This is a genomic window from Sphingobacterium sp. UBA7855 (genome assembly GCA_002500745.1).
Lineage (GTDB): Bacteria > Bacteroidota > Bacteroidia > Sphingobacteriales > Sphingobacteriaceae > Sphingobacterium.
This window is the reverse complement of record DLST01000012.1, coordinates 304895-330520: the sequence shown is the minus strand read 5'-3', so window position 1 is coordinate 330520 and position 25626 is coordinate 304895. Positions and strand designations below refer to the sequence as shown.

18 protein-coding genes and 1 tRNA gene are annotated in these 25626 nt (G+C 39.1%); 7 read left to right on the top strand and 12 right to left on the bottom strand.

Features of this window, described 5'->3' with window-relative positions; translation table 11 throughout:
• Positions 1 to 71 precede the first annotated feature (71 nt).
• Together B2107_RS11730 and B2107_RS11725 are read left to right on the top strand one after the other, a co-directional pair.
• Positions 72 to 425, top strand: a complete 354-nt coding sequence (locus B2107_RS11730; RefSeq protein WP_293955808.1) for an ISAon1 family transposase N-terminal region protein — start codon at positions 72 to 74, stop codon at positions 423 to 425.
• A 40-nt stretch (positions 426 to 465) separates the two neighbouring features.
• Complete coding sequence (locus B2107_RS11725) at positions 466 to 1401, top strand: ISAon1 family transposase (protein ID WP_349682263.1); 936 nt, start codon at positions 466 to 468, stop codon at positions 1399 to 1401.
• A 423-nt stretch (positions 1402 to 1824) separates the two neighbouring features.
• Here the strand turns inward: B2107_RS11725 and B2107_RS11720 are convergent, their stop codons facing one another.
• From B2107_RS11720 to B2107_RS11705, 4 genes are all read right to left on the bottom strand, one after another.
• Positions 1825 to 2100, bottom strand: a complete 276-nt coding sequence (locus tag B2107_RS11720) for a hypothetical protein (RefSeq protein WP_293955807.1) — start codon at positions 2098 to 2100, stop codon at positions 1825 to 1827.
• Positions 2101 to 2105: 5 nt separating this feature from the next.
• Positions 2106 to 2819 carry a hypothetical protein gene (locus B2107_RS11715; protein WP_293955806.1) on the bottom strand — a complete coding sequence of 238 codons (714 nt, stop codon included), beginning with the start codon at positions 2817 to 2819 and terminating at the stop codon, positions 2106 to 2108.
• A 175-nt stretch (positions 2820 to 2994) separates the two neighbouring features.
• Entirely contained in the window at positions 2995 to 5232 is a 2238-nt protein-coding gene (locus B2107_RS11710) for a Tex family protein (RefSeq protein WP_293955805.1), read from the bottom strand.
• Positions 5233 to 5317: 85 nt separating this feature from the next.
• Positions 5318 to 5839, bottom strand: coding sequence for a Sec-independent protein translocase subunit TatA/TatB (locus B2107_RS11705; RefSeq protein ID WP_293888067.1), 522 nt, complete (start codon positions 5837 to 5839; stop codon positions 5318 to 5320).
• 240 nt (positions 5840 to 6079) lie between these two features.
• Between B2107_RS11705 and B2107_RS11700 the strand changes: the two genes are divergently transcribed.
• Positions 6080 to 7456 carry an MATE family efflux transporter gene (locus B2107_RS11700; RefSeq protein WP_209576702.1) on the top strand — a complete coding sequence of 459 codons (1377 nt, stop codon included), beginning with the start codon at positions 6080 to 6082 and terminating at the stop codon, positions 7454 to 7456.
• A gap of 76 nt (positions 7457 to 7532) precedes the next feature.
• Here B2107_RS11700 and B2107_RS11695 read toward each other — a convergent pair whose 3' ends face one another.
• From B2107_RS11695 to B2107_RS11685, 3 genes are all read right to left on the bottom strand, one after another.
• The gene (locus B2107_RS11695; protein WP_293955804.1) at positions 7533 to 8882 is read right to left on the bottom strand and encodes a dihydrolipoamide acetyltransferase family protein; all 1350 of its coding nucleotides are present in this window, start codon (positions 8880 to 8882) and stop codon (positions 7533 to 7535) included.
• Positions 8883 to 8994: 112 nt separating this feature from the next.
• Entirely contained in the window at positions 8995 to 10299 is a 1305-nt protein-coding gene (locus tag B2107_RS11690; protein WP_293955803.1) for a competence/damage-inducible protein A, read from the bottom strand.
• Positions 10300 to 10475: 176 nt separating this feature from the next.
• Positions 10476 to 13151, bottom strand: coding sequence for a putative LPS assembly protein LptD (locus B2107_RS11685; protein WP_293955802.1), 2676 nt, complete (start codon positions 13149 to 13151; stop codon positions 10476 to 10478).
• 156 nt (positions 13152 to 13307) lie between these two features.
• On the opposite strand from B2107_RS11685, the gene B2107_RS11680 reads away from it, so the two are divergent.
• Both B2107_RS11680 and B2107_RS11675 read left to right on the top strand, forming a co-directional pair.
• The gene (locus B2107_RS11680; RefSeq protein WP_293955801.1) at positions 13308 to 14108 is read left to right on the top strand and encodes an N-acetylmuramoyl-L-alanine amidase family protein; all 801 of its coding nucleotides are present in this window, start codon (positions 13308 to 13310) and stop codon (positions 14106 to 14108) included.
• 61 nt (positions 14109 to 14169) lie between these two features.
• Entirely contained in the window at positions 14170 to 15117 is a 948-nt protein-coding gene (locus B2107_RS11675) for an MlaD family protein (protein WP_293955800.1), read from the top strand.
• Positions 15118 to 15539: 422 nt separating this feature from the next.
• Here the strand turns inward: B2107_RS11675 and B2107_RS11670 are convergent, their stop codons facing one another.
• The 4 genes from B2107_RS11670 to B2107_RS11655 form a co-directional block, all read right to left on the bottom strand.
• On the bottom strand, positions 15540 to 17621 hold the full coding sequence (locus tag B2107_RS11670) for a S9 family peptidase (protein WP_293955799.1): 2082 nt from the start codon (positions 17619 to 17621) through the stop codon (positions 15540 to 15542).
• Positions 17622 to 17887: 266 nt separating this feature from the next.
• Positions 17888 to 18379, bottom strand: coding sequence for a hypothetical protein (locus tag B2107_RS11665; protein WP_293955798.1), 492 nt, complete (start codon positions 18377 to 18379; stop codon positions 17888 to 17890).
• Between the two features lie 51 nt (positions 18380 to 18430).
• Positions 18431 to 18733 carry a winged helix-turn-helix domain-containing protein gene (locus B2107_RS11660; protein ID WP_293955797.1) on the bottom strand — a complete coding sequence of 101 codons (303 nt, stop codon included), beginning with the start codon at positions 18731 to 18733 and terminating at the stop codon, positions 18431 to 18433.
• Positions 18730 to 19341 carry a hypothetical protein gene (locus B2107_RS11655; protein WP_293955796.1) on the bottom strand — a complete coding sequence of 204 codons (612 nt, stop codon included), beginning with the start codon at positions 19339 to 19341 and terminating at the stop codon, positions 18730 to 18732. Before B2107_RS11655 ends, B2107_RS11660 begins: the two co-directional genes overlap by 4 nt.
• A 148-nt stretch (positions 19342 to 19489) precedes the next feature.
• Between B2107_RS11655 and B2107_RS11650 the strand changes: the two genes are divergently transcribed.
• Together B2107_RS11650 and B2107_RS11645 are read left to right on the top strand one after the other, a co-directional pair.
• Positions 19490 to 19571 (top strand) — tRNA-Leu (locus tag B2107_RS11650).
• A gap of 68 nt (positions 19572 to 19639) precedes the next feature.
• On the top strand, positions 19640 to 20965 hold the full coding sequence (locus B2107_RS11645) for a trigger factor (protein WP_293955795.1): 1326 nt from the start codon (positions 19640 to 19642) through the stop codon (positions 20963 to 20965).
• 295 nt (positions 20966 to 21260) lie between these two features.
• Here the strand turns inward: B2107_RS11645 and B2107_RS11640 are convergent, their stop codons facing one another.
• Complete coding sequence (locus tag B2107_RS11640) at positions 21261 to 25598, bottom strand: translocation/assembly module TamB domain-containing protein (protein WP_293955794.1); 4338 nt, start codon at positions 25596 to 25598, stop codon at positions 21261 to 21263.
• Positions 25599 to 25626 lie beyond the last annotated feature (28 nt).

Genomic DNA, 25626 nt, shown 5'->3' with positions numbered 1-25626 from the left:
GGGATCAAGCGGAATTCTTGGGGGGAATAGTAATAATTTTCTAAATTAGCATCTTTAAAAACGAATCAACCTTGCAAGACGCCGAACGTAAATTACTATCCTTATTAATGCCCGAAGGGCTTTTAGAATATTTTCAAATTCAGGAAGTAGATCAAGTGGAGGACCAACTTCATATTTATTTAGATGAGCTTAATATTCCACCAGCAGATTATCAGAGCAGTAAATTAGAATCCAAAGGTTTTATGCCTTCTACGGAGATATCCGACTTTCCTATTAGAGGACAAAAGGTTACGCTCCATGTCCGTCGTCGTCGTTGGACTGTACTGGATAGTGGAGAGATTATCTCAAGAGATTGGAACTTGGTACAACAAGGTGCTCGAATGACTACAGAATTTGGGCTTTTTTTAAAGAAGATATTTAGATAATCATCCTGTAAGTGCTCATCTAGTAGGTTTATTCTTTCAAATAGATGGCAAGCAATTACAAGATCAATACAAGAATTATCTGAGCGATTTTCAGTCTTGGGATCAGAAATCTCACGCAGAGCAATGGACACTTTTTACAGATAATATAAGCGAAAAACTTAGTATTGATGAAACGAGCTTCAGTAACGGCGAACTTTATACTATTCTGAGTAATAAAGCGGCTAAAGGCAAAAAAGGAACTATTTTAGCTACCATCAAAGGAACTAAAGCTGAAGATATTATTAACGTTTTAGAACGTATTCCTTTAAGATTGAGGAATAAAGTAAAGGAAGTGACCATGGACATGGCACCCAATATGGCTAAAGCTATCCAGCGATGCTTTAGAAATGCTAGACGAGTAATAGATAGATTTCATGTACAAAAACTAGCCTACGATGCTGTACAGGAGTTACGGATCAAATATCGCTGGGAGGTCTTAGATGAAGAAAGTTATAAGATAACACAAGCTCGTAAGCAAGGAGAGTCTTATGAGCCAGAAATACTTTCAAACGGAGATACCTTGAAACAATTACTTGCAAGATCTAGGCATCTACTATTCAAACATCCTTCTAGATGGTCTGAAAGTCAAAAATATCGAGCAGAGCTGCTTTTCTTGCGGTTTCCATTATTAAAAAGAGCGTATGATTTGAGTCTAGAATTAGGTAACATCTTCCATAAATCTAAGAGTAAAGAAGGTGCTTTTACTAAACTAGCGTTATGGCATAATCAGGTAGAAAACGCTGGAATACAGTCTTTCGAAAGTGTAGCAAGATCTATTGCGGCACACCACGCAAATATCCTTCACTATTTTGATAATAAGAGTACGAATGCTTCTGCAGAATCTTTCAACGCTAAATTAAAATCTTTTAGAGCCATATTCAGAGGGGTTAGAGATACTACATTCTTCCTATACCGAGTTATGAAATTATATGCTTAAAACTTACTGCCCCCCAAACTTTCGGTATGATCCCATAGAAGTCACACCAGAAGCGGAATAAAAAGTATTTGATGCAAGCGAATTCTACAAAAAAAAACACTTGAAGTGGGGAACTTCAAGTGTTTAACCTAACCAATTATTAACCTAAATTTATGAAAAGTATACTTTCTCAAGTATAGTATCTGTTATTCAATATCTGTGCCATTCTGTTTGTTGGACTTATAATATTTTTCTTTGTGATAGGTTTGTTACGTAAAATTATCGATTTTTCCTTGTAAAGCTCTCTTAATTGGCAATATTTTGTTAGGATGGGGCGGGCTTGAGTGCTATTGAGTTAAAAATATATTTTTTTTAATAGCATTGTCACAACGTTGTTGAGGAATGTATTAAAAAGTGAACAGACCCGTGGAAAATTGTCTATTATCATACATATCGCTTAAAGAGCTCTTTCCATTCTTCTTCCAGACTACCCTGGTAAACATCCTGTTTTGCGCGGCGGTACCAATATTCTGCATTCCATTGATCGCCTTCTTTTCGGTGTAAGTATGCATGAACATGTGCTGCGTCAATTCCGCCTAATTGATCAATCAGATCGTGGGCTGTTTTCCAATGTCCTTTTAGATCATACCAAAGTGATTTTTGTACTGCCGTCCAGTGCTGAACAGGACTTTCAAGAGATTGAAATTGTTCTATTGTCATTTTTTTTATTCTGTTATTTCTTTGCTCCAGATTTCATAAATAGCGTCTCCTTTCGAACTTTCTCCTTTATGGTGCCATGCTCCAGCCACAATTTCACCATCAAAGGCGAGCGCCTGCCCAACTCGATTATTGTCTCTTGAAAAGAATTGTAGTGTTTCAGTATACCGATTTTGAGCATATTCATACAATCCCCCGCCAGTACCATAGAAACCTTTTTGTGCAGGATTAATCGCTACCCATTGAAAATATCCATCAACTAATATTTTGATTGTTTTGCGATCTGCTTTTGGAATATTATTCATTTTTCCCTCCTGTTGACGCCCACTAATCCGCCAAAGTGCATCAAGATCCTGCGGAATCTTTTTCTGCTTCATATAGAGATGGTAATTATCGGCTGTTTTTAGATGGAGAGAATCTACTTCAGCCCGATACGGCAATTGCATCGTTTTACCGACAGTAGTCGAATCCTGTGAGTTATATTCGATAACTATATTGATCAAATTCTGCTGTTTATCAAGTGTGCCACCCCAAGTATGTTGAAAACGTTTCCTCACATCATCGTAACTTATAAAGGAGATGTAATGGTCTTTAACAAGCACTAAATGCTTATTCATGCCATCCTGATACAGATAGGCTCCGTCATGAAGTTGCTGTTGTGCTTGGGCTTTAGAAAAACAGATCCCAAAAAAAAGGAAGAATAATAGCGTGCAATTTTTCATAACGGTCTTATCTTTGTTTTCTTTAAAGATACAAATAAAGAGTCGCTATGAGTCATTTAAATCAGATTTAACGAAACAAAACAGCTGACCATTAATGGAACGCTTCCAAAAGTGTATATACTTTATGGGAGAAAGTCCAGCAAAGATCAGCTCTTTTAGGTGAAATTAAACGTATCTATTTGAACCTACTAGCTAAGGCAGCTAGCTTACTTGCCATATCCGTTTGTGGTTCGACCTGTATTTTGTTATCCTTTCTCCTGTTGTTTGGCTGAGTGGACTTTTCTTCGGTCTTCATAGATAAAGCAATGCGATTACGTTTTTCATCAACTTCCGTCACTGTAACCATCACATGCTGCTGTACTTTCACGATCTCTTGAGGATCTGATACGTAACGATTGGATAATTGACTTAAATGTACCAGACCGTCTTGGTGGACACCGATATCAACAAAAGCCCCAAAATTGGTAATGTTAGTGACGATTCCTGGAAGTTTCATACCGACCTTTAGATCCCCAATGCTGTTGACACCTTCAGTGAATGAGAATGCTTCGAATTTTTCGCGTGGATCTAGTCCCGGTTTCGCTAATTCACTTAGAATATCGTTTAATGTCGGTAGGCCTACCTCCTCTGAAATGTAGTTTTTTAAGGGAATAGATTTTCTAAGATCAGCATCTTTCAATAAATCGTCCACTTTTTTTCCTAAATCTTTGGCCATTTGCTCAACCAAAGCATATCGTTCGGGGTGTACTGCCGACGAATCCAATGGATTTGCTGCATGCCGAATGCGAAGAAAGCCAGCTGCTTGTTCAAAAGCTTTATCGCCAAGACGAGGTACTTTTTTCAGTTCACGTCTTGAAGCAAAGGGGCCATTCTCGTTTCTATATTTAATGATCTGTTGTGCCAGGGATGGACCTAGACCGGAAACATAAGATAAAATTTGTTTGGATGCTGTATTCAGTTCAACTCCTACGGCATTTACACAGCTGATGACCGTGTCGTCGAGAGAGGTTTGTAGCTTGTTTTGGTCTACATCGTGCTGGTATTGTCCGACACCAATGGATTTTGGATCAATCTTAACCAGTTCAGCAAGTGGGTCCATCAATCGTCTGCCAATGGATACTGCGCCGCGTACCGTAACATCTTGATCTGGAAATTCTTCCCGGGCAGTTTCGGAAGCAGAATAAATGGAAGCTCCGCTTTCATTGACCATCACAATAGTCACATTGTTTAATCCAAGCTTCCTTACAAATTCTTCAGTTTCGCGGCCAGCTGTTCCATTTCCGATCGCGATGGCTTGGATAGCATATTTCGATACTAAATACTTAATGGTTTTTTGGGCTTCTGCCAATCCATTGGCACCAGTATGTGGGAAGATAGCTGTATTTTCTTTAAGCTGGCCTTGTTCATCTAATACGACTGTTTTACAGCCGGTGCGAAACCCGGGGTCGATTGCAAGTAATCTCTTTTGTCCCAATGGAGCGGCTAAAAGCAATTGACGCACGTTATCTGCAAAAACTTTGATGGCTTCCTCATCTGCTTTCTGACGGGTTAATACACGTATTTCTGTTTCCATGGACGGTTTGAGGAGACGTTTATAACTGTCTATCAGGGCAAGTTTTACCTGAGCAGCTGCAGTGTTGCCACTCTTTACAAAGATAGATTCGATACGCGGTAGAATCTCCTCTTCATTGACAGCAATGTCCAAGTAGAGCAATTCTTCTTTTTCACCACGGCGCATGGCCAGCACACGATGCGATGGAGCATCTTTTAAGGATTCAGACCAGTCGTAATAATCTTTATATTTTATTGCAGCTTCTTCTTTTCCAGGAACTACTTTTGAAACAAATGAGCCTTTTTCGAGAAAAATAGCTCTCGATTTAGCTCTTACAGTAGCGTCTTCTGCAATGATTTCCGCGATAATATCGCGAGCACCTGCCAACGCGTCCTCCGTATTTTTTACGCCATTTTCTGCATCCACTAAACTTTCGGCAAGTGCAAGGAAATCGCCAGATTCTTGTGCTAAAATAAGATCCGCTAAGGGTTGCAACCCTTTCTCACGAGCCACACTTGCGCGCGTTTTGCGCTTAGGTTTGTAAGGGAGATAAATATCTTCCAAGCTGGCCATGGTTTCGGTACCTAATATTTGTTGTTCAAGTGCTGGGGTCAATTTCCCTTGATCGTTTATTGATTTCAGAACAGCTTCCTTGCGTTTATCTAAGTCCCGCAATTGCTGGAAACGATCTCTGATGGCGGTGATTTGAACTTCATCTAGACTTCCGGTCATTTCCTTACGGTAGCGCGAGATAAAGGGAACGGTGGCACCTTCGTCTAATAGTGCAATAGTCGTGCGAACTTGTTTTTCGCTAATAGAAAGCTCGTTAGCAATAATAATTTCGTGTGTTGATAAGCTCATTGATGGTTTTATCTTAAAAAGTAGAGCCGTTGAATGGTGATTCAACAGCTCTAAGTATATCTAATTATAAACTAAAATAGTAAAATTAGGCAGGTTTATGGGTATTGTCCTGCTCAGGAACTTTTTTATCTTCTACTTCGTTGTTTTTAGTTTCAGCAAAATGATCATTATATCCGTAAGTGATATGAGATGGTTCTTCTCCATAATCCGGTTGCTTGTGGGGATTGTGTTCCACTACACCGGCGGGAGTGGTGAACTCATATTTTTTCTTTGGCTGTTCTATTTCTGATCCCTGTGCAGTTTCATTTGGTTTAACCTCTTCTTGGTGCGCTGTCTGGGCCTTTTCTTCCGCCAGACGTACGTCATTAGGAACAGCTTCTTCTTTTACTTCTGGCTTAACGTCTATGTCTTTTTCGAAATTATTGATTTGATCTGAAATCTCACGTTTTATACCTTCTGACGCATCTTTAAATTCACGTATCCCTCTTCCTAAACCCCTCGCCAATTCAGGAAGCTTCTTGCCTCCAAAAAGTAACAAGATTGCAAACACAATTAAGATCATCTCCTGCGTGCCGATGTTTAGAAATGCTATTACTGGATTGTACATACTCTTTTTCCTCTTCTTTTGATTACTAACTAGATGCTAAGTTACATTTATATTTCTATAGTTCTTAGACCCAAAAGTAAATTTAAGATATTTTTAAGGTATTTGAAACATAAAAATTACTTAACACGCGGTACGTGTCTAGCGCCTTTAAATTGTTGTATTTTTGCTAAATATTTTATAATATGACGATAGGACAGAAATATCTTCGTACTTTTATGGCTATTTTTTGAGAAATCGATTATGTTGGGAAAATTTAAAACTTTCAAGCCGTATTACAAAAGTACGATGGTATTGGCGGGGCCAGTCGTGATATCACAATTGGGACATACATTGGTCCATACCGCAGATAGTGTGATCGTAGGACATTTTGCAGGGACTATTCCACTGGCAGCAGTTTCATTAGTGCATGCTGTTTTCATGGTTGTTATGGTTATCGGATTGGGTATCGCGTATGGCATCACGCCATTGATTGCGCAAGAGAATGGTCGTGATAATAAGAAAGAGTGTGCCATCTTGTTATCTAATAGCTTTTGGTTAAATCTTCTATCGGGTCTTTTACTGTTTGCTTTAGTTTACTTTGGTTCTATGTTGGCTATCGATCACCTCGACCAAGATCCGGCGGTGGTAAAGGAAGCGAAGCCTTATTTGCTTATCCTTAGCTTATCGATGCTTCCACTGATGGTGTTCAGTACATTCAAGCAATTTGCCGAGGGATTAGGATTTACCAAGCAAGCCATGAATGTAACTATTTGGGGAAATGTACTGAATATTATTTTGGCAATCATCTTTGTCAAAGGGATGTTTGGCATCAGTCCAATGGGAGTCAAAGGGGTTGGATATAGTACATTGATTGACCGTGTGCTCATGATGACTGTCATGATGACCTATGTGTTACGATCGCAGAAATTCAAAGGGTATATCCAATATTTTAAAGTGACCCTGATCGATTGGGATCGACTGCTTAAAATATTGCGGATTGGAGCGCCAGTAGCGATGCAATATGTTTTTGAAATTGGGGCCTTTGCCGGGGCATCCCTCTTAGCCGGTACAATAAGTGCTACGGCGCAAGCTTCCCATCAGGTAGCCATACAACTGGCCGCCATGACGTATATGATGGCAAGCGGGATTGCTGCTGCTGCCACGATCAAGGTGGGGAATAGCTATGGGAATAGAAATCTTTTCCGTCTTGAACGGTTTGCGATTACTTCATACCAGTTGGTATTGATCTTTATGTTGATTACGGCTTCCTTGTTTGCATTGCTGAACAATTTTCTGCCTTATATTTTTACATCAGATCATGCCGTCGTTATTATTGCTTCTCAACTGTTGATCATAGCGGGACTTTTCCAATTGTTTGATGGCACACAAGTGGTCGGTCTTGGGGTATTACGGGGCATGGGTGATGTCAATATTCCCACCATTATTACATTTGTTGCGTATTGGATTATTGGTTTGCCAAGCGGCTATCTAATGGGGATAGTATTTAACTGGGGCATCCAGGGAATATGGTATGGGCTGACATTAGGCTTGTTGACTTCTTCTCTTTTACTCTATCTGCGATTTCAACGGGTAATAAAGAAGAAGAAAATGCAGTTTGAACAAAGTTTGTTGAAATAGAAAAGTATATACTCATCAAAAAAAGGCTCTGTCAGTAACAACTGACAGAGCCTTTTCTATTGATCGATTTTGGATGTTAGATTACCCTATTCGTATCCCAATTTTCCAAATAATCTGCAACGCGTTTTAAGAATGTACCTCCAAGTGCTCCATCAATTGCGCGATGGTCATAGGAGAGGGATAGATACATCATATGTCTAATGCCAATCATATCGCCATATTCCGTTTCTATTACTGCTGGTTTTTTTGTTATTGAACCTACTGCCAAGATTGCAGCTTGCGGCTGATTAATGATAGGCGTGCCCATTATATTGCCGAAAGCGCCGATATTGGTGAATGTAAATGTACCATCTTGTGTGTCGTCGGGTTTTAATTTATTTGCTCTCGACCGTTGTGCAAGATCGTTTACACTTTTACTCAATCCCACTAAACTCAATTGATCTGCATTTTTGATTACTGGCACGATAAGATTCCCATTAGGCAATGCGGCCGCCATACCGATATTAATGTTTTTCTTCTTAATAATATTGTAACCATCGATCGAGATATTGACCAATGGGAAATCTTTAAGTGCCTTGCTGATAGCCTCAATGAATAAAGGGGTAAACGTAATATTTTCTCCCTCACGCTTTTTATAGGCATCTTTAACTTTATTGCGCCACAAAACCAAATTCGTTACATCTGCCTCGACAAATGAACATACATGGGGAGAAATCTGCGTGCTTTTGACCATATGGTCTGCAATCATTCTTCGCATGCGATCCATTTCAATGATTTCATCATTGCCATTTGCAACGGTATGAACATGGGATGGAGCTGTTACGGTTATTTTGGGCGATTCCGTGCGTGTTTCAGCCTGATCTGTCTGAATAGCTTTTTCAGATTTGGATGATGAATCTCTATGCGCTACATACGTTAAGATATCCTCCTTCGTCACTCTTCCTTCTGCTCCCGTCCCCTGTATACGGTCAAGTTCGTCTTGAGACAATCCTTCGTGACGAGCAATATTCTTCACTAAAGGGGAATAGAAACGAAGCGTACTCTCGTACTGAGCCGAAGTTGCATCAGCCTCGACATTATGCAACTGTTCGATACCTGGTATGTTCAAAGCTGTAGGCTCTTCCGAGCTTGTCGCTGAAGGGATTGTAATATCTTGTTGAGGAGGCGTAGGTTCTTCATCTTCGCCTTCAATTTCTATAATTGCAACGACTTCACCCACTTGGACGGTCTGGTCTACGGTATAACGTTGCTCTTTTAGAACGCCTTTTACGGGAGAAGGTACCTCTGAATCAACTTTGTCAGTTGCGATTTCCAATAAAGTGTCATCTTCATCAATCCGGTCACCAGGTTGTTTTAACCATTTTGTGATTGTTGCCTCGGATACACTTTCTCCCATTTTTGGGAGTAAGAGTTTATATAAAGCCATATTTTTTAGCAATCTCGTTATAGAAAAACGAAGTTAATTAAATTGTGGTTTACTTTCAACAATTTAAAATATTATTCCATAAATAGCGGTTTTTTAAAAACATTATTTTATCTTATTGTGCTTCTTGTTCTTTTTCTTTTAATAACAGTTGCCATAATAATAAAAGGGCATTCATTCGTGTACGTTCGATGTTGATGAGCCTGTCATTGTCAAATTGAAACTTTTTAGTTATAACTTCTTTTTTCCCGGCGACAGCCACCCAGATCGTTCCAACAGGTTTTTCAGCGGTGCCCCCACCTGGACCGGCTATTCCAGTCGTTGCGATGGCATAGTCCGAAGAGAACGCTGCTTTTGAGCCCGAGGCCATTTCGATTGCGGTCTGTTCACTTACGGCACCATATTGAGCCAATGTTTCTTCATTGACGTTGAGCAGTTGGTGTTTCAATTTGTTGGAATAGGGAATCGTGCCGCCAAGAAATACAGCACTGCTTCCCGCTACTGAAGTGATAGAAGCGGCGAGGCTACCACCAGTACAGCTTTCTGCCGTAGTGATGGTACTGCCGCGATGGGTGAGCTCTTTGACCAAATGGGACTCTATGCCTGTATCATAATCTGCTACAACATACTGCTGAAGACGATGGATAAGTTTCTTTTTGAAAAGAGCAACCTGAAGCATAATATCAGACTTGTTTCTGCTTTTTCCGGATAATCTTAACCGGATAAATGCCAATGTCGGTAGATAGGCCAATTTTATGTTAGGTGGCAGTTCGGTTTCGATATCTTTTATTTCTTCTGCTAAATAGGATTCACCGATACCTCCGACCAAGATTGTTTCGTGACAGATAAACAGGTCTGGATCTTGTTTTGCTAACAATGGGAGTACGTGTTTTTCAATCAGAAATTTCATCTCAAAAGGAACTCCGGGCATAAATATAAACCGCTTTTCGCCTTGGTTTACCAACATGCCGGGCGCAGTACCATAGTCATTAAATAAGACTTCACAATTTGCGAGTACATCGGCCTGCTGCAGATTGATATCAAGCATTTTTAACTTACGCGATTCAAAGATATTTGTCACATGACGAAGTACATTTTCGTCGCGAACCAAGGTTGTTTCAAAATATTTTGCAGCTGTTTTTTTAGTAATATCATCTTTGGTTGGGCCTAGACCTCCGGTGATTAAAATTAAATCTGCCCGGGAAGACGCGTCTTTCAGCGTTTTTGAAATAGCTTCTTCTGTATCAGGGATCGATGTCATTTGAACGATATCGACTTCGAATCGGAGTAATTGTTTGGCAATCCACCCCGAATTGGTATCCATAATCTGACCGATGAGGATCTCATCGCCTATGGTAATAATCTCTGCTTTCATCTTGTTGTAATTGTTTAACACTTCGCCGTAATTGATCATATGCATTTGGGTATATTGTTTGATCTTTCTAACCTTTCAGCATACAGTTTCCTTACGCCAAAGCTTAAAAATAAAAAATCAACATCGGACGATTCAGGATATAAACTTACATAAAATTGCGATTCGGCGGAACGACTAATATGCATTTGATAGGGGGCTTCTGAAAAGAAAAAGCAGTTATTTTAAAAATAACTGCCTCCTGAACTTGCTCTTTTTGTAAGCTTAAGATCTTGTAAGATCGAAGCCTTAGCCCGGATCGTCACATTATAACTTCGGTATCGCCCAAAAGGCATCCAGCCGAACGACATATCCCAGCAATGCAGATCTCGATAGATATTGAAAGAGGTCATGACCACTTCCTTTTGTTTAAAATCGTATCCCGATTGAAAAGTAACTTTCCATTTTGGCGTAACGCTGAAGTCACCATGTAAGTTTAAGGTACTTGTAAATTGGCTCTCCATTCTTCGCGTGCTCGAGTTGAATGATTTGGACGTATTGAAACTGAACGATGCCGCAAGATTCCAAGGAATATTAAAATCTACGAATGCATTTGGATCTGAGCTGATTCTAGCTAAGGCCTGTGCCTGTTCGGGAGTCATACCTGCGCCGGACATTTCTTTTCTTAACGAATCGATGTTATTATTACGTGATTTTGCAGCTTTGGGGTTCAGGCTATAGTCAAAAGAAAGACCGAAATTTGTCAGACGCGCCAGGCTACCATCCTTTATGGCATATCGATTGACGCGAACACCATTTTCATTCACTGAATAGGGGTCAAAAGTACCGTTGAAGTTGACATTCATCTTTTGGTCGAAAAAAGCGGTACGGCCAGAGAAGGTGATAGGGGACAATTTAAGTGAATCGGCAACGAAGTTGTAATTTCCGCTGAAGGTTAGACCCTGAAGAATAGGGATTTTCTTAAACCCTCCATCTGTGGTATCCGATTTGCTTTTCACTTTAGCTTCGATGTTATTGTCGATGGAAAAACCTATACCTGCTGATTTTCCTGCGGAAGGAGAGCCATACACACCCTGACTAAAAATGGAGTATACATTTCTATTTCCATATTGGTCGTTATACTGCTGATAGAAGCCATATTTCGGATCCGAAAAGTCAGGTCTATAGTTCAGGTTGATGGACGGTGTAACCACGTGTCGGATGGCCTGAATTTTACCGATCTTGGGATACATACCATAGATCTTAGTCGAAAGTCCGGTGGATACGGAGTAATCGTAAGCACGATTGAATCCCTGGACGGTGTCAATACGTTGCGTATAACCTGCAGCTGTATTATCAAAGCGTTGTCTGGTGCTTTGCAAATACCAACGCTCTGTATAATTGACACTGGTATTAAACTGAAAATATTTAAACGCGTTTAGCGACAAACTGATCGGGATATTGTGTTGGAAACCATTTTGGAATTTTTTGAAGCCCCCCGGTTTAAATAACAATGTATCAATAGTGCTCACCGAGTTCTGCGCCTGAAAACTATATCCTACATTGATACGCTGATACCATTTTTGTTCACCGACACGGTCTTTGCTGTCAAATGGATTGAAAGAAGATACGTTTAAGCTGATATTCGGTAAACTCATTTGTATACTGCGTGTAGCCATATCCTGATTATGGGTTAAGCTGGCTGTCAGGTTTATCTTTCCGTCTGCAAATACTTTCCCGTAACTGATGGATGATCCCATTCGGTTACGCGCAAGATTTTCATAGGTATTTAGTGTACTGCCAGTTCCTGTATTTTGAAAGAAAGAAGTGGTACCGAAGTTTACACTGGCGGAGAAAGACGTTCCGGGATTGGCTTCTTGGCGCTGGGTATGGTTCCAAGTGACGTTAAAATCTTTGTTGGAGCCATAATTAGATGTTCCTTCCACGCCAACTTTGGTATTGGCATAACGGATATTAAAACCACCGTTAAATTTATAATTGACAGTATAGCGTGTATTGATGGAGGCTTCCCACGAACCTTTTGAGTACAATGAACCTCGAATTTCACTATCCCAATAATCATTGAAGGCCAAATACCAGCCTAAATCACGCATGGAAAACCCTCTGGTGTAATCTTCTCCGAAAGAAGGAAAGAGAAAGCCAGAAGCCCTTTTATCCGGTTTTGGAAAGAAAGCGAAGGGAAATGCCACAGGCATTGGTACGCCCATGACCACTAGATAAGCTGGTCCAGAAATAATCTGGTTTTTAGTGACAATACCCTTGGTAATATGGATACCAAAATGGGTATGTGGGTAGGGCAGATTACAAGTACTGTAAAGCCCCTTATAGATAGACATTTCGTCGTAAATGTTCTTTCTAACAATATTGGCCTGGATATATCCACCATCCACCTCGGTCATAATACCATAGGTATTTCCTTCCTGTTTCTCGTAATCATAATAGAGTGAATCCACCGTTTTAGGTGATTCGCCATTTCCCATAATAACGATAGGACGCCCTACATATTTGCCGGTTTTATCATAAATTCCGGAAGCAAAAATCTTTTTCTTGTTTCGGTCAAGACGGATATAATCAGCAGAAAGTTCAAAATCCTGATATTTAACCTTTGCACCACGATAAAGGTGACTGATGTTTTTTGCAACTTCGGATTTTTGCGAATCCACCGCGATAATGCTGACTTCTGCCTGCAGGCCACCTCCTTTTTTCTTGGTGGTATCCCGGACAGATTTGGTCGTGTCGCCCGCTTTAGTCTTACTGGTATCTTGCAACTTATTGGTCGTCGAAGTAGGGTTCTTACTTTGAAGTCCGTTCTGTTTTAATGGAATACTACTTTGAGCATGACTAGCAGTGCTCACTGCAAGAATGATAAATAGTGTTAAAATGTTGATTAACGACTTCAAAATTAAAGACAAATGTTATTTTTGTGAAATAATGTTAAACTTCGAGAGACAAAATTAGTCAAAAAAGCAATAGAAAATATGTTAAATATCGTTATCTATTCAACAAATAATATTGACTCATTTTGATTCGTTTATAGTAGAGCAAATAATTATTCAATGAAATCAGATTTAAGAATTAGAAAATGGTGTAGCGTCATGTTGGCTACTTTGGGATTTTTTTTATTGAATTCTTTCAAATTAAACAATGGGCAGCCCGAGCCTCCGGAGTACCAGATAAGGACAATCGTAATTGATGCTGGCCATGGTGGTAAGGATACCGGTGCACAAGGAAGACGATCTTTGGAAAAAAATGTCGCTTTAGATGTGGCTTTAAAATTAGGAAAGCAGATTCAGAAAGATATTCCTGGTATTAAGATCATCTACACAAGGACGACCGATGAATTTGTGGAACTTTATAAACGTATACGTTTAGCGAATGCTAATAAAGCAGATTTATTTATATCAATCCACTGTAATTCCAGTGGTTCTAGTGCGCACGGTACCGAAACGTTGGTCTCTGGTTCACATCGTTTAGGCCAACAGGATGCTGCTGTTCGTGAAAATGCATCCTTATTATTGGAATCCAATTATAAAGAAAACTATCAGGGATTTGATCCCAAAGATCCCGAAAGTGCAATCATCTTCTCATTGATGAAAAATCGATTTCGCGAAAAAAGTATACGTCTTGCGCAAATGATAGAGGGGGAGTACGTGAAAGCTGGTCGATACAGTAGAGGCTTCTGGGAGAAAGGGTTAGCTGTACTTGCGGAAGCGGGTATGCCAGCGGTATTGACCGAGATTGGATTTATAAGTAATAGAGAAGAGGAAAGCTACTTATTGTCTGATGCGGGACAACAAGAGATTGTTGATAATCTGGTTTCTGCTATAAAAATCTATAAAAATTCCGTAGAACGCTAAACAGATTTGCTTTTGTGCTGTTTTAAACTTAAATTAATGATCATTACTAAATAGATTATTTGTGAAAATATCAAACGAGACGAAGGTCGGCATATTAGCAACGGTTGCAATAGTTTTATTATTTATTGGATATAGCTTTCTAAAAGGGAATGATGTTTTTAGTAGCGATAACACCTATTACACAACCTACGAGGCCGTTGATGGATTAACTCCATCCAAGCCTGTTTTAGTGAACGGGTATCAAATCGGACGTGTATCCAAGATGATTCTCCAACCTGATGGCAAAATTAAGACAGAATTTAAAATTCACTCTGATTACGCCGTGCCGAAAAACACAATTGCCAGAATTTCAAGTACAGATTTGCTGGGGAGTAAAGCGATTGTCTTTGAAATGGGCAACAGTAAGGAATTAGCAAAGGATGGTGATTTTTTAGCTTCAGGTGTCCAACCGAATATTATGGATAAGGTTGAGCCTATCCAAAAGAGGATCGAAACCATTACCATTAAACTAGATTCAACACTGTCCGTTGTGAATAATGTTTTAGATAAGGAGTTTCAGGACGACTTTAAAAGAAGCATTCATAGCATATCTACCTCATTGAAAAATGTGGAAGGAATCACAAAAGACGTAGAAGGCCTAGTTGGAAACGAAAAGGGAAGACTCAATCGCATCATGGCCAACATGGAATCAATTACATCCAACTTTTCACAAAATGGAGAGAAGATCAATGCGATTATGTCCAATTTAAATAATATCACAGACAAAGCGGCCCGATTGGATTTTGAACACACCATGAACAAAGTAAATACAGCCGTTAATGATTTTCAGGAGATTACCGGTAAGATTAGCAACGGTAAGGGTTCTATTGGATTATTGCTTAATGATGAAGCTTTATATAATAATCTGAATAACGCTTCAAAAGAAATGGATTATCTGATGAAGGATGTTAAAGAGAATCCTGGAAAATATATTAAGCTTTCTATTTTTGGAAAAAAGGGTGAAAAGTAGCGTTTAGAAAACACAAATAATCTTATAGCGAAAGCCTGCATATTGCAGGCTTTTTTGTTTTCAAGAGGTTGACTTTTGGGATTGTAATTCGTCAACCCATTCAATGCCTTAAATTTGCTCCCCTGCATTGTGTGCTTGCTAACCAATACCTTCTAGTTAGCAAGCTTATACCAAGTTTTACATTAGCACCGATTTAACTCCATTTTTACAGGGTGGTAACAAGGGGTTAATAGGGGTAAACCGCTGTAAACCGCTGTAGACCCCCTGTTAACCCCCTGTAAACCCCTGGATAATGATTAACGTGGTATGGATTTATAACGCGGAGAATGAGAAGGTCAATTGAGTGGAAACAAAAACGCCACGCATGGCGTGGCGTTTTCGGTAACAACATTTAAACTTGATGGACGATTTCACCTTCCTACCTAAAGGGTTTCTTTCAGCCAGGTGAAAAATTCATTTTGCCAAACCTGCGCATTTTGCCCGGACAGTACCCAATGATTTTCATCTGGAAGGTAGACTAGACGGCTCTTAATCTTTTTGAGCTGAGCCAATTGGAATGCCGCCAGCCCCTGTCCGATTGGAACACGGTAATCTCTTCCACCTTGAAAGATTAAAATCGGGGTGTGCCAATTATTTGCTTTTTCAATCGGATTGAACGCTGTGTAAGATTTCTCATTTTTGCTTTCCCAATATCCACCGCCCAATTCATGGTTAGCAAAGAATAGTTCTTCCGTGGTTCCATACCAACTTCTCATATCGAACAAACCATTGTGCGCAATGAACGTCTTGAAACGGTTTTGGTGTACGCCCGCTAATTGGTAAACCGAATAGCCACCATAGCTGGCTCCAATGGCCGCACGGCGTGCGGTATCTACGTAAGATTCTTTGGAAATGTCGTCTATGGCTGCTAAGTAATCCTGGATAGGTTGACCTCCCCAGTCTTGAGAAATAGCCTCATTCCATTTTACACCCCAACCAGGCATCCCTCTACGGTTTGGCGCAATCACAATATAACCTTGCGATGCAATTAACTGGAGGTTCCAGCGGAATGAATAAAATTGCGTGAGGGCAGATTGAGGGCCACCTTCACAATAAAGTATAGTTGGATATTTTTTTGCGGGGTTAAAGTTTGGTGGATAAATGACCCATGAAAACAAATCTGCTCCATCGGATGCCTTGGTGATACGTTTCTCAATTTTGTTTTCGCTAATCCTTGCATACTTAGCATCATTGACTCTGGTGACAGGAGTTAAGGACTTGCCTTTTAGGTCAAAACTAAAGATCTCGGTTGCGCGGGTGAATTTTGTGGAGCTGACGATCAATTTATCAGCTACCTGGCCTACAATGCCCGTGATATCAAAGTCGCCGGCTGAAATTTGATGGATCTTAGGTAAGGCTTTTGTTTTGATATTGGTAGGGACTTCAAGCTCAAATAATTGTACGGTGCCTTTCGTAGCAGCGGTGAAATAGATTTTTCGATTGTCATTGCTCCAAACAAAGCTATTGACTGTACCGTCCCAATGCGCTGTTAGGTTAAGACGGATGGAACTATTTTTGTCAAATAATATGATGTCATTTTTGTCCGATTCATACCCATCGGTCTTCATGCTTAGCCAAGTTAGGCTCTTTCCATCGGGAGAATATGTTGGGGAGGTATCATACCCATTCATTCCCTCAGTTAAGTTGGATGTTGTTCCAGTAGCGATGTCAAACCTGTAAATATCGGTGTTGGTACTAACGGCGTAATCTGTTCCGAATTTCTTTTTGCAGACATACAACACGGCCTTGCTATCTGGAGACCAAGTGAAATCTTCAGCGCCACCAAATGGCGCCTGCGGACTATAGAAGGGTTGGTCCTTCAACAGATCTACCGGCTCACCAACTTTACCATCCACAAAACTCGCTACAAAAGGATGACTGAACTTACCATCGTTGAAGGTGTCCCAATGTCTATAATCTAAGTTGTCATAGATATAAACGTCTGACTTCGGCAATTCGGGGTATTTATCCGTGCTGTGGTATTTTTTTACTAGAACGGACTGGCTGAAGAGTATTTGTTTTCCGTCGGGTGAAAACTTAACATTTTCCAATTGCATGTCACCAGACGTTAATTGGACTGCTTCTCCCATTGACAGATTTTTTTTCCAGAGTTGACCTTTGGACAAGTAGATAACATCGCCATTTTTTTCGATTTGAACCACTGACTCGCCACCTTTCTGATCGGTGAACTGATGAACGGCTCCATTGGTGAGTGAAACCGTATATAGATTTTTTTCACTTGAATTACTTTCCAGGTTATAATTGGAGACTCCATACACCAGTGTTTTACCATCTTTAGAAAGTCCTTCAGCCGAAACACGTCCAAGATCCCAAAGTGTGCTGGGAGTAATTGGTTGCGACGATTCCGATGTCAATTTATTATCTTTTTTTCCGTCTTTGCCTTCTTGTGCATTGCTTAGGTTGCAAGCCATAATTGCTATTGTAAATATTGTAAGTTTTTTCATCTGTTTAAAAGTCTCTATGCCGCTGAAAAATTTCTTCGCAAGTTACAGAATTTGGCAATAATTGTGAGACGCAGTATAAAAATAGGATCTCTTTTTGATATCACTAGTCGGATGCCTGATTTATATTTTTTACGCAACATTTGCATCAATACCGCATAAAGATGACGTTGTTAGGTATTCATACTGACCGATCTTATTCGCTATTTTGGTGCTTTCAATAAAATCGTTTATTAATGAAAGCGGGGCAATTAATAATAGTTCATGACTCAGCTGTTTAAGTTGATTTGAATATTTTTACTGTATAAGGCAACTTGGATCTCCGTTAATTGCCAGTGCAGAATTTCTTTAAATTCTAAACGGTGAAAGCTTTGGAGCGATCGGCCCTTCTGAAAGTGTCTTTTATAGTAACCGAAGTGTTCGGGGAATAAAGTACCGCCAATAAGAAGCATCGCAATAAGATACAAGCTGATCTTTCCATTACCCAGCAGAAGGAATTGCATGGCAATTTCATCCTGTATTTCTGTTCCGGTTTCAGTCAAGATATGAAAGACATCGTGATTTTCCAATTTGGGCATGACATCGAAACCCTTACTTTTATAGAAAAGTCCTAAGTTATGTCCAATGCTTCCAATTGGATAGTTCATGAAATCTGCTTTTGAGATTCCCCATGGTTTTTTGTTCCATTTGAAGATGTTCGCATACACTTTGGAGGACGAATTGTATAGGTATAACATGAGTTTTAATCTGATTTTTTTCATTTTTCTATTTTTTAAAAGTACTTTGTTTTTCAAAGTAAATGGACAAAAAAATTATTTGTATTGTTGTTTTATTAAATTTTCTAGTGCAGCAAGGTGATTTTCAAATGCTTTTAGTCCTTTAGGAGTTCTTTTATATCGGGTATTTGGCTTACGTTCGACAAAGCTTTTCTCTACAACAATATATTCTTCCTTTTCCAACGTTTTCAGATTGGAGGCAAGGTTACCATCAGTTACCTCCAACAATTCTTTCAAAGAATTGAAATCGTATTCCTCATTTGCCGCGAGAACACTCATTATCTGGAGTCGCACTCTGTTTTCAAATATTTTGTCATATAGAGAAAGATCTAATTTCACGATTCGTATTTTTTGTAAACGATAAAACCATAGATGATGTGTAACACACCAAATCCCAATCCCCACAAAAGTAATCCTTTATCCGGAAAAACTAGTACGATCAAGCCAAGGCAGATTTCTATTATACCTAGTGCTTTCACTTCGGAAAAAGTATAAATACTCCCTGCAGTCAATGCCAGTCCATAGAATATAAGCAGCATAGCGGCAACCATCTGGTAGTGCCCCTGGATAAAAAACAGTGCCGATACGAAGCCACCTGCAAGCAGTGGAATTGAAACTGCAAATAAAAGTGATTTACTTGTCATATTCCAAATGGACTGTTTACTTTTTCTAGCCTTTCTACGCGCCATAACACATCCAGTCACTAAGGATAAGAATAAAATGGTCAGCGCAATGATCAAAAGCACTTGGGATCTTTCCAAATGCTCGCTTCCGAATAGTTCGGCACCTTGAGGTTGATATATAATATAGTATCCTATTAGGGTTCCCACGAGCGCATAGCAGCCCATAAGGACGCCCGATAATCCGCTTATTGAAACAAATTTGGATGATTTTTCCATTAATAATCTGATCTGCCCAAGCTCTTTATATAAATCTTTCTGTTCCATAAAAGTACTTTGATATTCAAAGTAAATGAATAATAATGAATTATGCAAGAGGTTAGCGGAATATTGAAAAAAAATAAAAAAAGAGAAGAAAATACTTGCAGGATATACGTTTGGTTTCTATCTTTGTGGCATCAAAAGAAATCCTAATGCGGAAGTGGCGTAATTGGTAGCCGCACCAGACTTAGGATCTGGCGCCGCAAGGCGTGGGGGTTCGAGTCCCTTCTTCCGCACTTGATGTCCTCCCGAACTTAAAACCTCGGGAGGATTTTTTTATGAATGCGATATAGCTAAAAAGAGTATGAATATTTCACACGAGAATGTAGATGCAATCAATGCGGTAGTCAACGTCGCATTAGCACCTGAAGATTATAATCCTCAAGTCGACAAAGAGATTAAAGCGCAAGCTAAAAAAGCAAAATTGCCAGGGTTCCGTCCAGGTCAAGTTCCTGTTGGACATATCAGACGTACTTATGGTAAGTCTATTTTATTTGATGAGGTCAATAAATTAGTGAATGAAAAAATCACCAATTACATTACTGAAAATAAATTAGAAGTTTTAGGTCAGCCACTTCCTTTGGAAGATGATGCGCAGTACAGCTGGGATTATAAAGACAATTTCAACTTTAAATATGAAATTGGTCTTGCTCCGGCATTTGAATTGCCTTTCACTGCTGAGACTGAATTTACTTCTTACGAAATCAAAGCTGATGAAGAAACATTGGCAGATCGTATCAAGAACTTGCGTCGTAGCTATGGAAAAATGACTAATCCAGAAGTATCTGAAGAAGGTGATGTATTGTATGCAACATTGAAACAAGATAAAGAGGATGGCTTAGAGAAAACAACTTCTATACGTACTGATATTGTAGAAGATGCTAAGGTCAAAAAATCTTTGGTTGGTCTTAAAAAGGACGATGTCGTTAAGATTGATGTTAAGAAAGCATTTAAAACAGAAGATTTAGCACGGATATTAGGTATTACCGAAGAGGAAGCAACTGCTTTGGACGTCACTAAATTTGAGTTGACTGTTAAGAATATCAACCGTCTAGAGGAAGCTGATCTTAATCAAGAATTTTTCGATAAATTATTTACTGAAGGTGAAGTGACGGAAGAAGCTCAATTCACAGAAAAAGTGAGAGAAGAAGTCGAAAACTTATTCAAACAAAATTCTGATCAAAAGTTACGTAATGACATGTATACTTTTGGTATGGAAAAGGTTGATGTAGCGTTCCCTGAAGAGTTCTTAAAAAGATGGTTGAAAGCAACTAATCCAAGTATTTCTGAAGAAGAATTAAACGAAGGATTTGCCGATTTCTTAAACAACTTAAAATGGACGATCATTGAAAATCGTGTGGTTACGGAAAACGGTCTTGAAGTTAAATATGATGAGGTGATCAATTTAGCGAAAGAACGCATCTATGCGCAAATCAAGATGTATAACATCAATGAGGAGCCTTCTGATGAGCAGTTAAACCAATTTGCAATTCAATTATTGCAAGATCGCGAACAAGGTAATCGTTTGTTCGAAGAAGCTAAAGCTTTGAAGGTATTTGATCACTTGAAGGGTTTAGTTAAATTGAATCCGGAAGAAATCGAATACAAAGAATTCGAGAAATTATCCTAAGCGATTTTTAAATAAAAAAAAGTCCCTTCAATCTACTGAAGGGACTTTTTTTATTGTCTTCGCAGCGCGGCCGCAGCTTTTTTACACTAGTTTTTATTGTTCAGATCATCCGCAAATCGCCTGAGTCGGCAGTTATATGGAGCTGAAATACAAAAGCGATGCTGTTGCAATCGACATGAATTCATGGAATAGGGACAATGCGGTTGGAATGGGAGTTGGGGCTGTTGGAATTGAAAGAGGTTTTCTTGAGTTTGAAGAGACCGGTTGAACTACCTAAAGAATTAAACGGAAAGGGTTAATTGACCTTGCTTTTATTTGTTTCGGTAGGGGCTGTCGTAATCGTTTTCTTGCCAAATGGAAATAGCCGTTTTAAGAACTCGGAGAAGCTGTTGAATTCCTGTCTATACAGTAATCCAAAAGCGCTTATATACTCGCCATCGTTGGGGCTAAGAAGAAAATTCCGGGTGTTTAATCTATTTGAGGCCCGAAGGACTAAACGGCCATCTTTTCTTAAATAAAACATCGCTTCGGCATCGGTAGAAACCCGATCTGAAAAAACATTTAAATCCGTAAGGGCTTGACTTCTTCGATCCGAGATCCCCCCGGTCAAGACAAGTCTGTCATTAAATAAACGTAGCGAAGCGGAAGCATCATTTAAAGATTTGATATTAATATCAAAGAAGTTGATGTTAAGCGATTGGGCTATGATGTTGTTGATTTGGTTGAATGCTAATTCAGTTCCCGCAGATAGCAAAGTGTTGTTGACTTCTTTACCGAAGTCAGTTTGTGTACCGGGTGTAAAACTCCTTCGCACGATCAGACTGAGTGCTTGTTGATTGACATTGTTAGCATCCGAAAAATAACCTTGCAACTCATCCTTTACGCCGGGATTCTGCGGAAAATTGATGTCGAAGGTAATCTCAGGCTGACTTAATTGACCTTTTAAGATCATATCGGCCTGTGCCAATACGCGTTCGGGATTTTCTTCACGTCCGGCTGCATTATAAAGCGGTGCTAAGCTCGTTCTTTGTTGATAGATGGCGTTGATATTGATATTGGCTTCTGTAGGATTTCCAGCCCATCGCACGGTTCCACCCTCTTTGAGATCAAAGATCTTATTGATATAATCTTGGGCGGTGAAATTAAATTTTCCACTGTTGATGATAAAATCACCAAACATTTCAAAATCTCCCAAAGAGGATATTCGCATATTAAGATTGCTATTTCCCCGACCCGATAATTCGCCCATACTGGAGAATAAATTGATCTCTGCATTGGGGTTTATTAGGAGATCCATATTCATGGTCAGACCGTTGAAATCTCGTTTTTTTGTGGTTTTCTTGATTTTTGTGGAGTCTTTCTCGATAAAGTAAATAAAGTCGGTATCTGATATGGTGCTCGCGTTGTTGAAAGGGATATTGATAACAGTATTTTCTTCGGATTTAGCACGGATGTTGATATTCATTGCTGAGGTAAGTCCCTTAAACTTGAAATTGCCCGAGGCGTAAGCCGTTCCGTAGTAGATGTCGTTGTCTTTAATTGTGGTATTTAATACTAAAAAATTCTTGGCTTCTGCGGTAATATCGATATCAGGGTCACTTAATTTGTTGAGGTCGACAACCCCATCAATGGTCGCTACATTGTTTTTTGGATCATATACTTTTAATCCTTTTAGAAAGATTCGATTGTTATTAAGCTCAATTTTATCAGAAAGCCGATAGGGGGTTTTGAGATAATTGATAATCATCGAAGCATTTTCCAATTTGCCGTCGCCTGTAATTTTGGGGTTTAGAATGTCACCTTCAATAGTAAGATTTGCGTTCACTTTTCCCTGGATATTGGATACTAAACTTCGTAAAAATGGCTGGAAAATAAATACATCTGTATTTGCTAGTTTGGCCTTAAGATTAAGCTTATTATTTTCATTTAAGTGATTATAAGAACCTTGTAGCTGAATCAATTTATTACCTTCTTCAATCTTGCTATCCAATTTCACGTGTTGATTTTCGGGGTCATAATTAGCACTAAGCGCCAGTGAACCGATGGGAATATTGTTATAAAGAATAGGAGAAGTCTTTATATTGGCTACCACAAAGGGAGATTTAAACACAGCATTAACTTCGATATTTCCATTCATATTCCCAGAGAGATTGATGCCGTAAGGCTTGGTTATACCATTTAACGAAGTGAGGTTAAAGTCTTGGAATTTAAGATTGATCTGATCACTTTCTTCATTGGAAAGTATACCGTCAATGTGGACCTTTTGGTTATCATGACTTAGCGTTAGTTTTTCAAAGTACCATTTTCCTTTCGATATTTTCAGCTGTGCATCTTTATTGACTAGCCAGCTCTCTCTATTGATCAAGATATTCGACGGATAGAAATTGATATAGGCAGGTTTGGCATGAGCAAAACGGATGACTCCATTCAGATCTAGACTGTTGCTTGCCTCTAGTTCCGACATTTTGATGTTGAATTGTAAACTATCGTTTGCCAGCGTGTTTGAAATATTGACGTTTTTAATATAGGTACTGTCGGTAAAGTTAATTCGATCAATGGAGGTCTGCAGTTCCATATTTCTCAAATTGGCATTTTGATCGATAATCAGGTGAGTGAGTCGGATACCATTGTATTTTAATTCAGGTGCGTAAAAATTAAAATTAGCCGTTTGTTTTTCACTTTCAAATTTGGCGTTCAATGTTGCACCGCTGTCCAGCGCGATATCTTTTTTAAAGAACGTTGCGATAGGCTTGAAATAAGTAATATTAATATTGAGGTCAAAGTCTTGACGGGTAAACATATCCTTCTCAAAACCAATAGCTGGGGCATAGCGCATCGCTAAAGCTTTAAAATAGGGAACTATCGTATTAAGATCTATTCTTCCTTTGAGGTCGATATGTCCGATAGCCGACTGCAAGGTTAACGATCGGGCATTTTCATCTCCTTCTGCTAGAAAGTTGATGTTCCGTATAACAAATTGCCCCTTCGAAGAGGTGAAGCTTACACTGTCTGATTTAAACTCACCGGTAATGTTATTGATATTATCCCCAATTAGGCTGGTATGGAATTTTGTATTTGTAATGTTGATGGAATCTCCTTGAAAGAAATTGATTTTTTTTAGATTAGCTTGCTGAATGTCAGCATCTAAATGATAATTGGGGGTGGCGGACCAGTCAATATCTGTTGTAAACTGTAATTTTAAATTTGGATCGGATATTTTTCCGGAGCCAAGGAACAGTTGTTTGGCTGCATTTCCTTCAATCTGTACATCTTGGTAACTGTAATTTTTGAAGTTGAAATTTGTCAGATTTCCCTTTATCTTTAATGCGAGCTTTTTTGGTTCGGTGCCTGTTCCGTCTACTTGTAGATTGAACCCTGTTGTTCCTAAATCTTTTACTTTTGTAATCGCTCCGATATCGAATTTTTTTGATTGGAAGCTACCTGCATATCTAGTTTCTTTCTGGATATCCAGCAATCCATCTGCTGTAACATCACCAATATCGGTCGCGAAAATTCCCTTTGTTTTAAATTTATTGTACAGTCCATTTAGACTTCCTTTGAAAGAAAATCTATTGAAAAGCTGAACAATTTCCGGGAGTTTAAAGTTTTTTAGATTTCCTAAATCGGCAATAACCCGATTTAAGTCTTGATATTCGGATGAAATTGCTACCTGTGGAATGATGAAATCTGTTTTATCGATGTCAGGGAGCCCAATAATTTGTAGATCACCTGTTAAACTCGTTTTCTTACCAATTGTTAAATCGACTTGTGAAGCGTTGATGGAAGATACAGTTCCTTCTAGATTTGCACGTTTTATATTAACGTCAAATTTGACCTGGTGCATGGGGGAGGAAAAGAAAGCAATATCCTCAGAGTGAATACGGGAGTCCCGTGCACGTAGTTTTACCTGAACTTTGTTGATGAAGTCCGAAAAATCGTCAAAGCTGTTGTAGCTAAGTTTGACATAATTCTTGAATGTAGAACGGTTGGTTGCCAACATCAGTTCACTGAGTTCAATAGCCGTATTGCTTATCGTCGTACGTGCAAGAAGACCTTTAATAACCAATCCTTTCTTTTCATGCAGGTTAAATGTCTTAATATCTGCTGAAAATTGATTGGAATCCATTTTAATATTATCAAGATGAGCGTTTAATTTAGATATTCTTAAATCTCCAAAATCAACCACTTTATTGTAATGCTTACGTTTGTGGTCAATGTAGTTGAACGCATTGTTTTTGATAATAACTTCTTTGATCGCAAAGATGAGTTTTTTTGAACTTTTCTTTTTTTCTTTTTTTGGTGGGTTGAAATATCGAATTAAAAATGAAATATTACTGCTGTCCTGAAATTGTTCGAAGGAAGCTTCAGTGTCTTCAATGGTTAATTTATTGATTACAATCTTGTTCGACTCAATGAACTCAGAAAGGTTGACATTAGCTTCTAGCTTGCCTGAATGTATTATTTTTTTTCCTTGCGGACTATAGAGTTGAAAATCTTCTACGACAATAGATTTGAAGGGCTTAAAATAGATGCTCTTGAGACTTATTTTGGTATTTAGTTCCTTTGATAAATAGTCTACAGCTTTTTGTGCAACATAGTTTTGTACGGGCTTCAATTGCAGGGACAATGCCAATGCAAGCAGTATAATGACTATACTACCC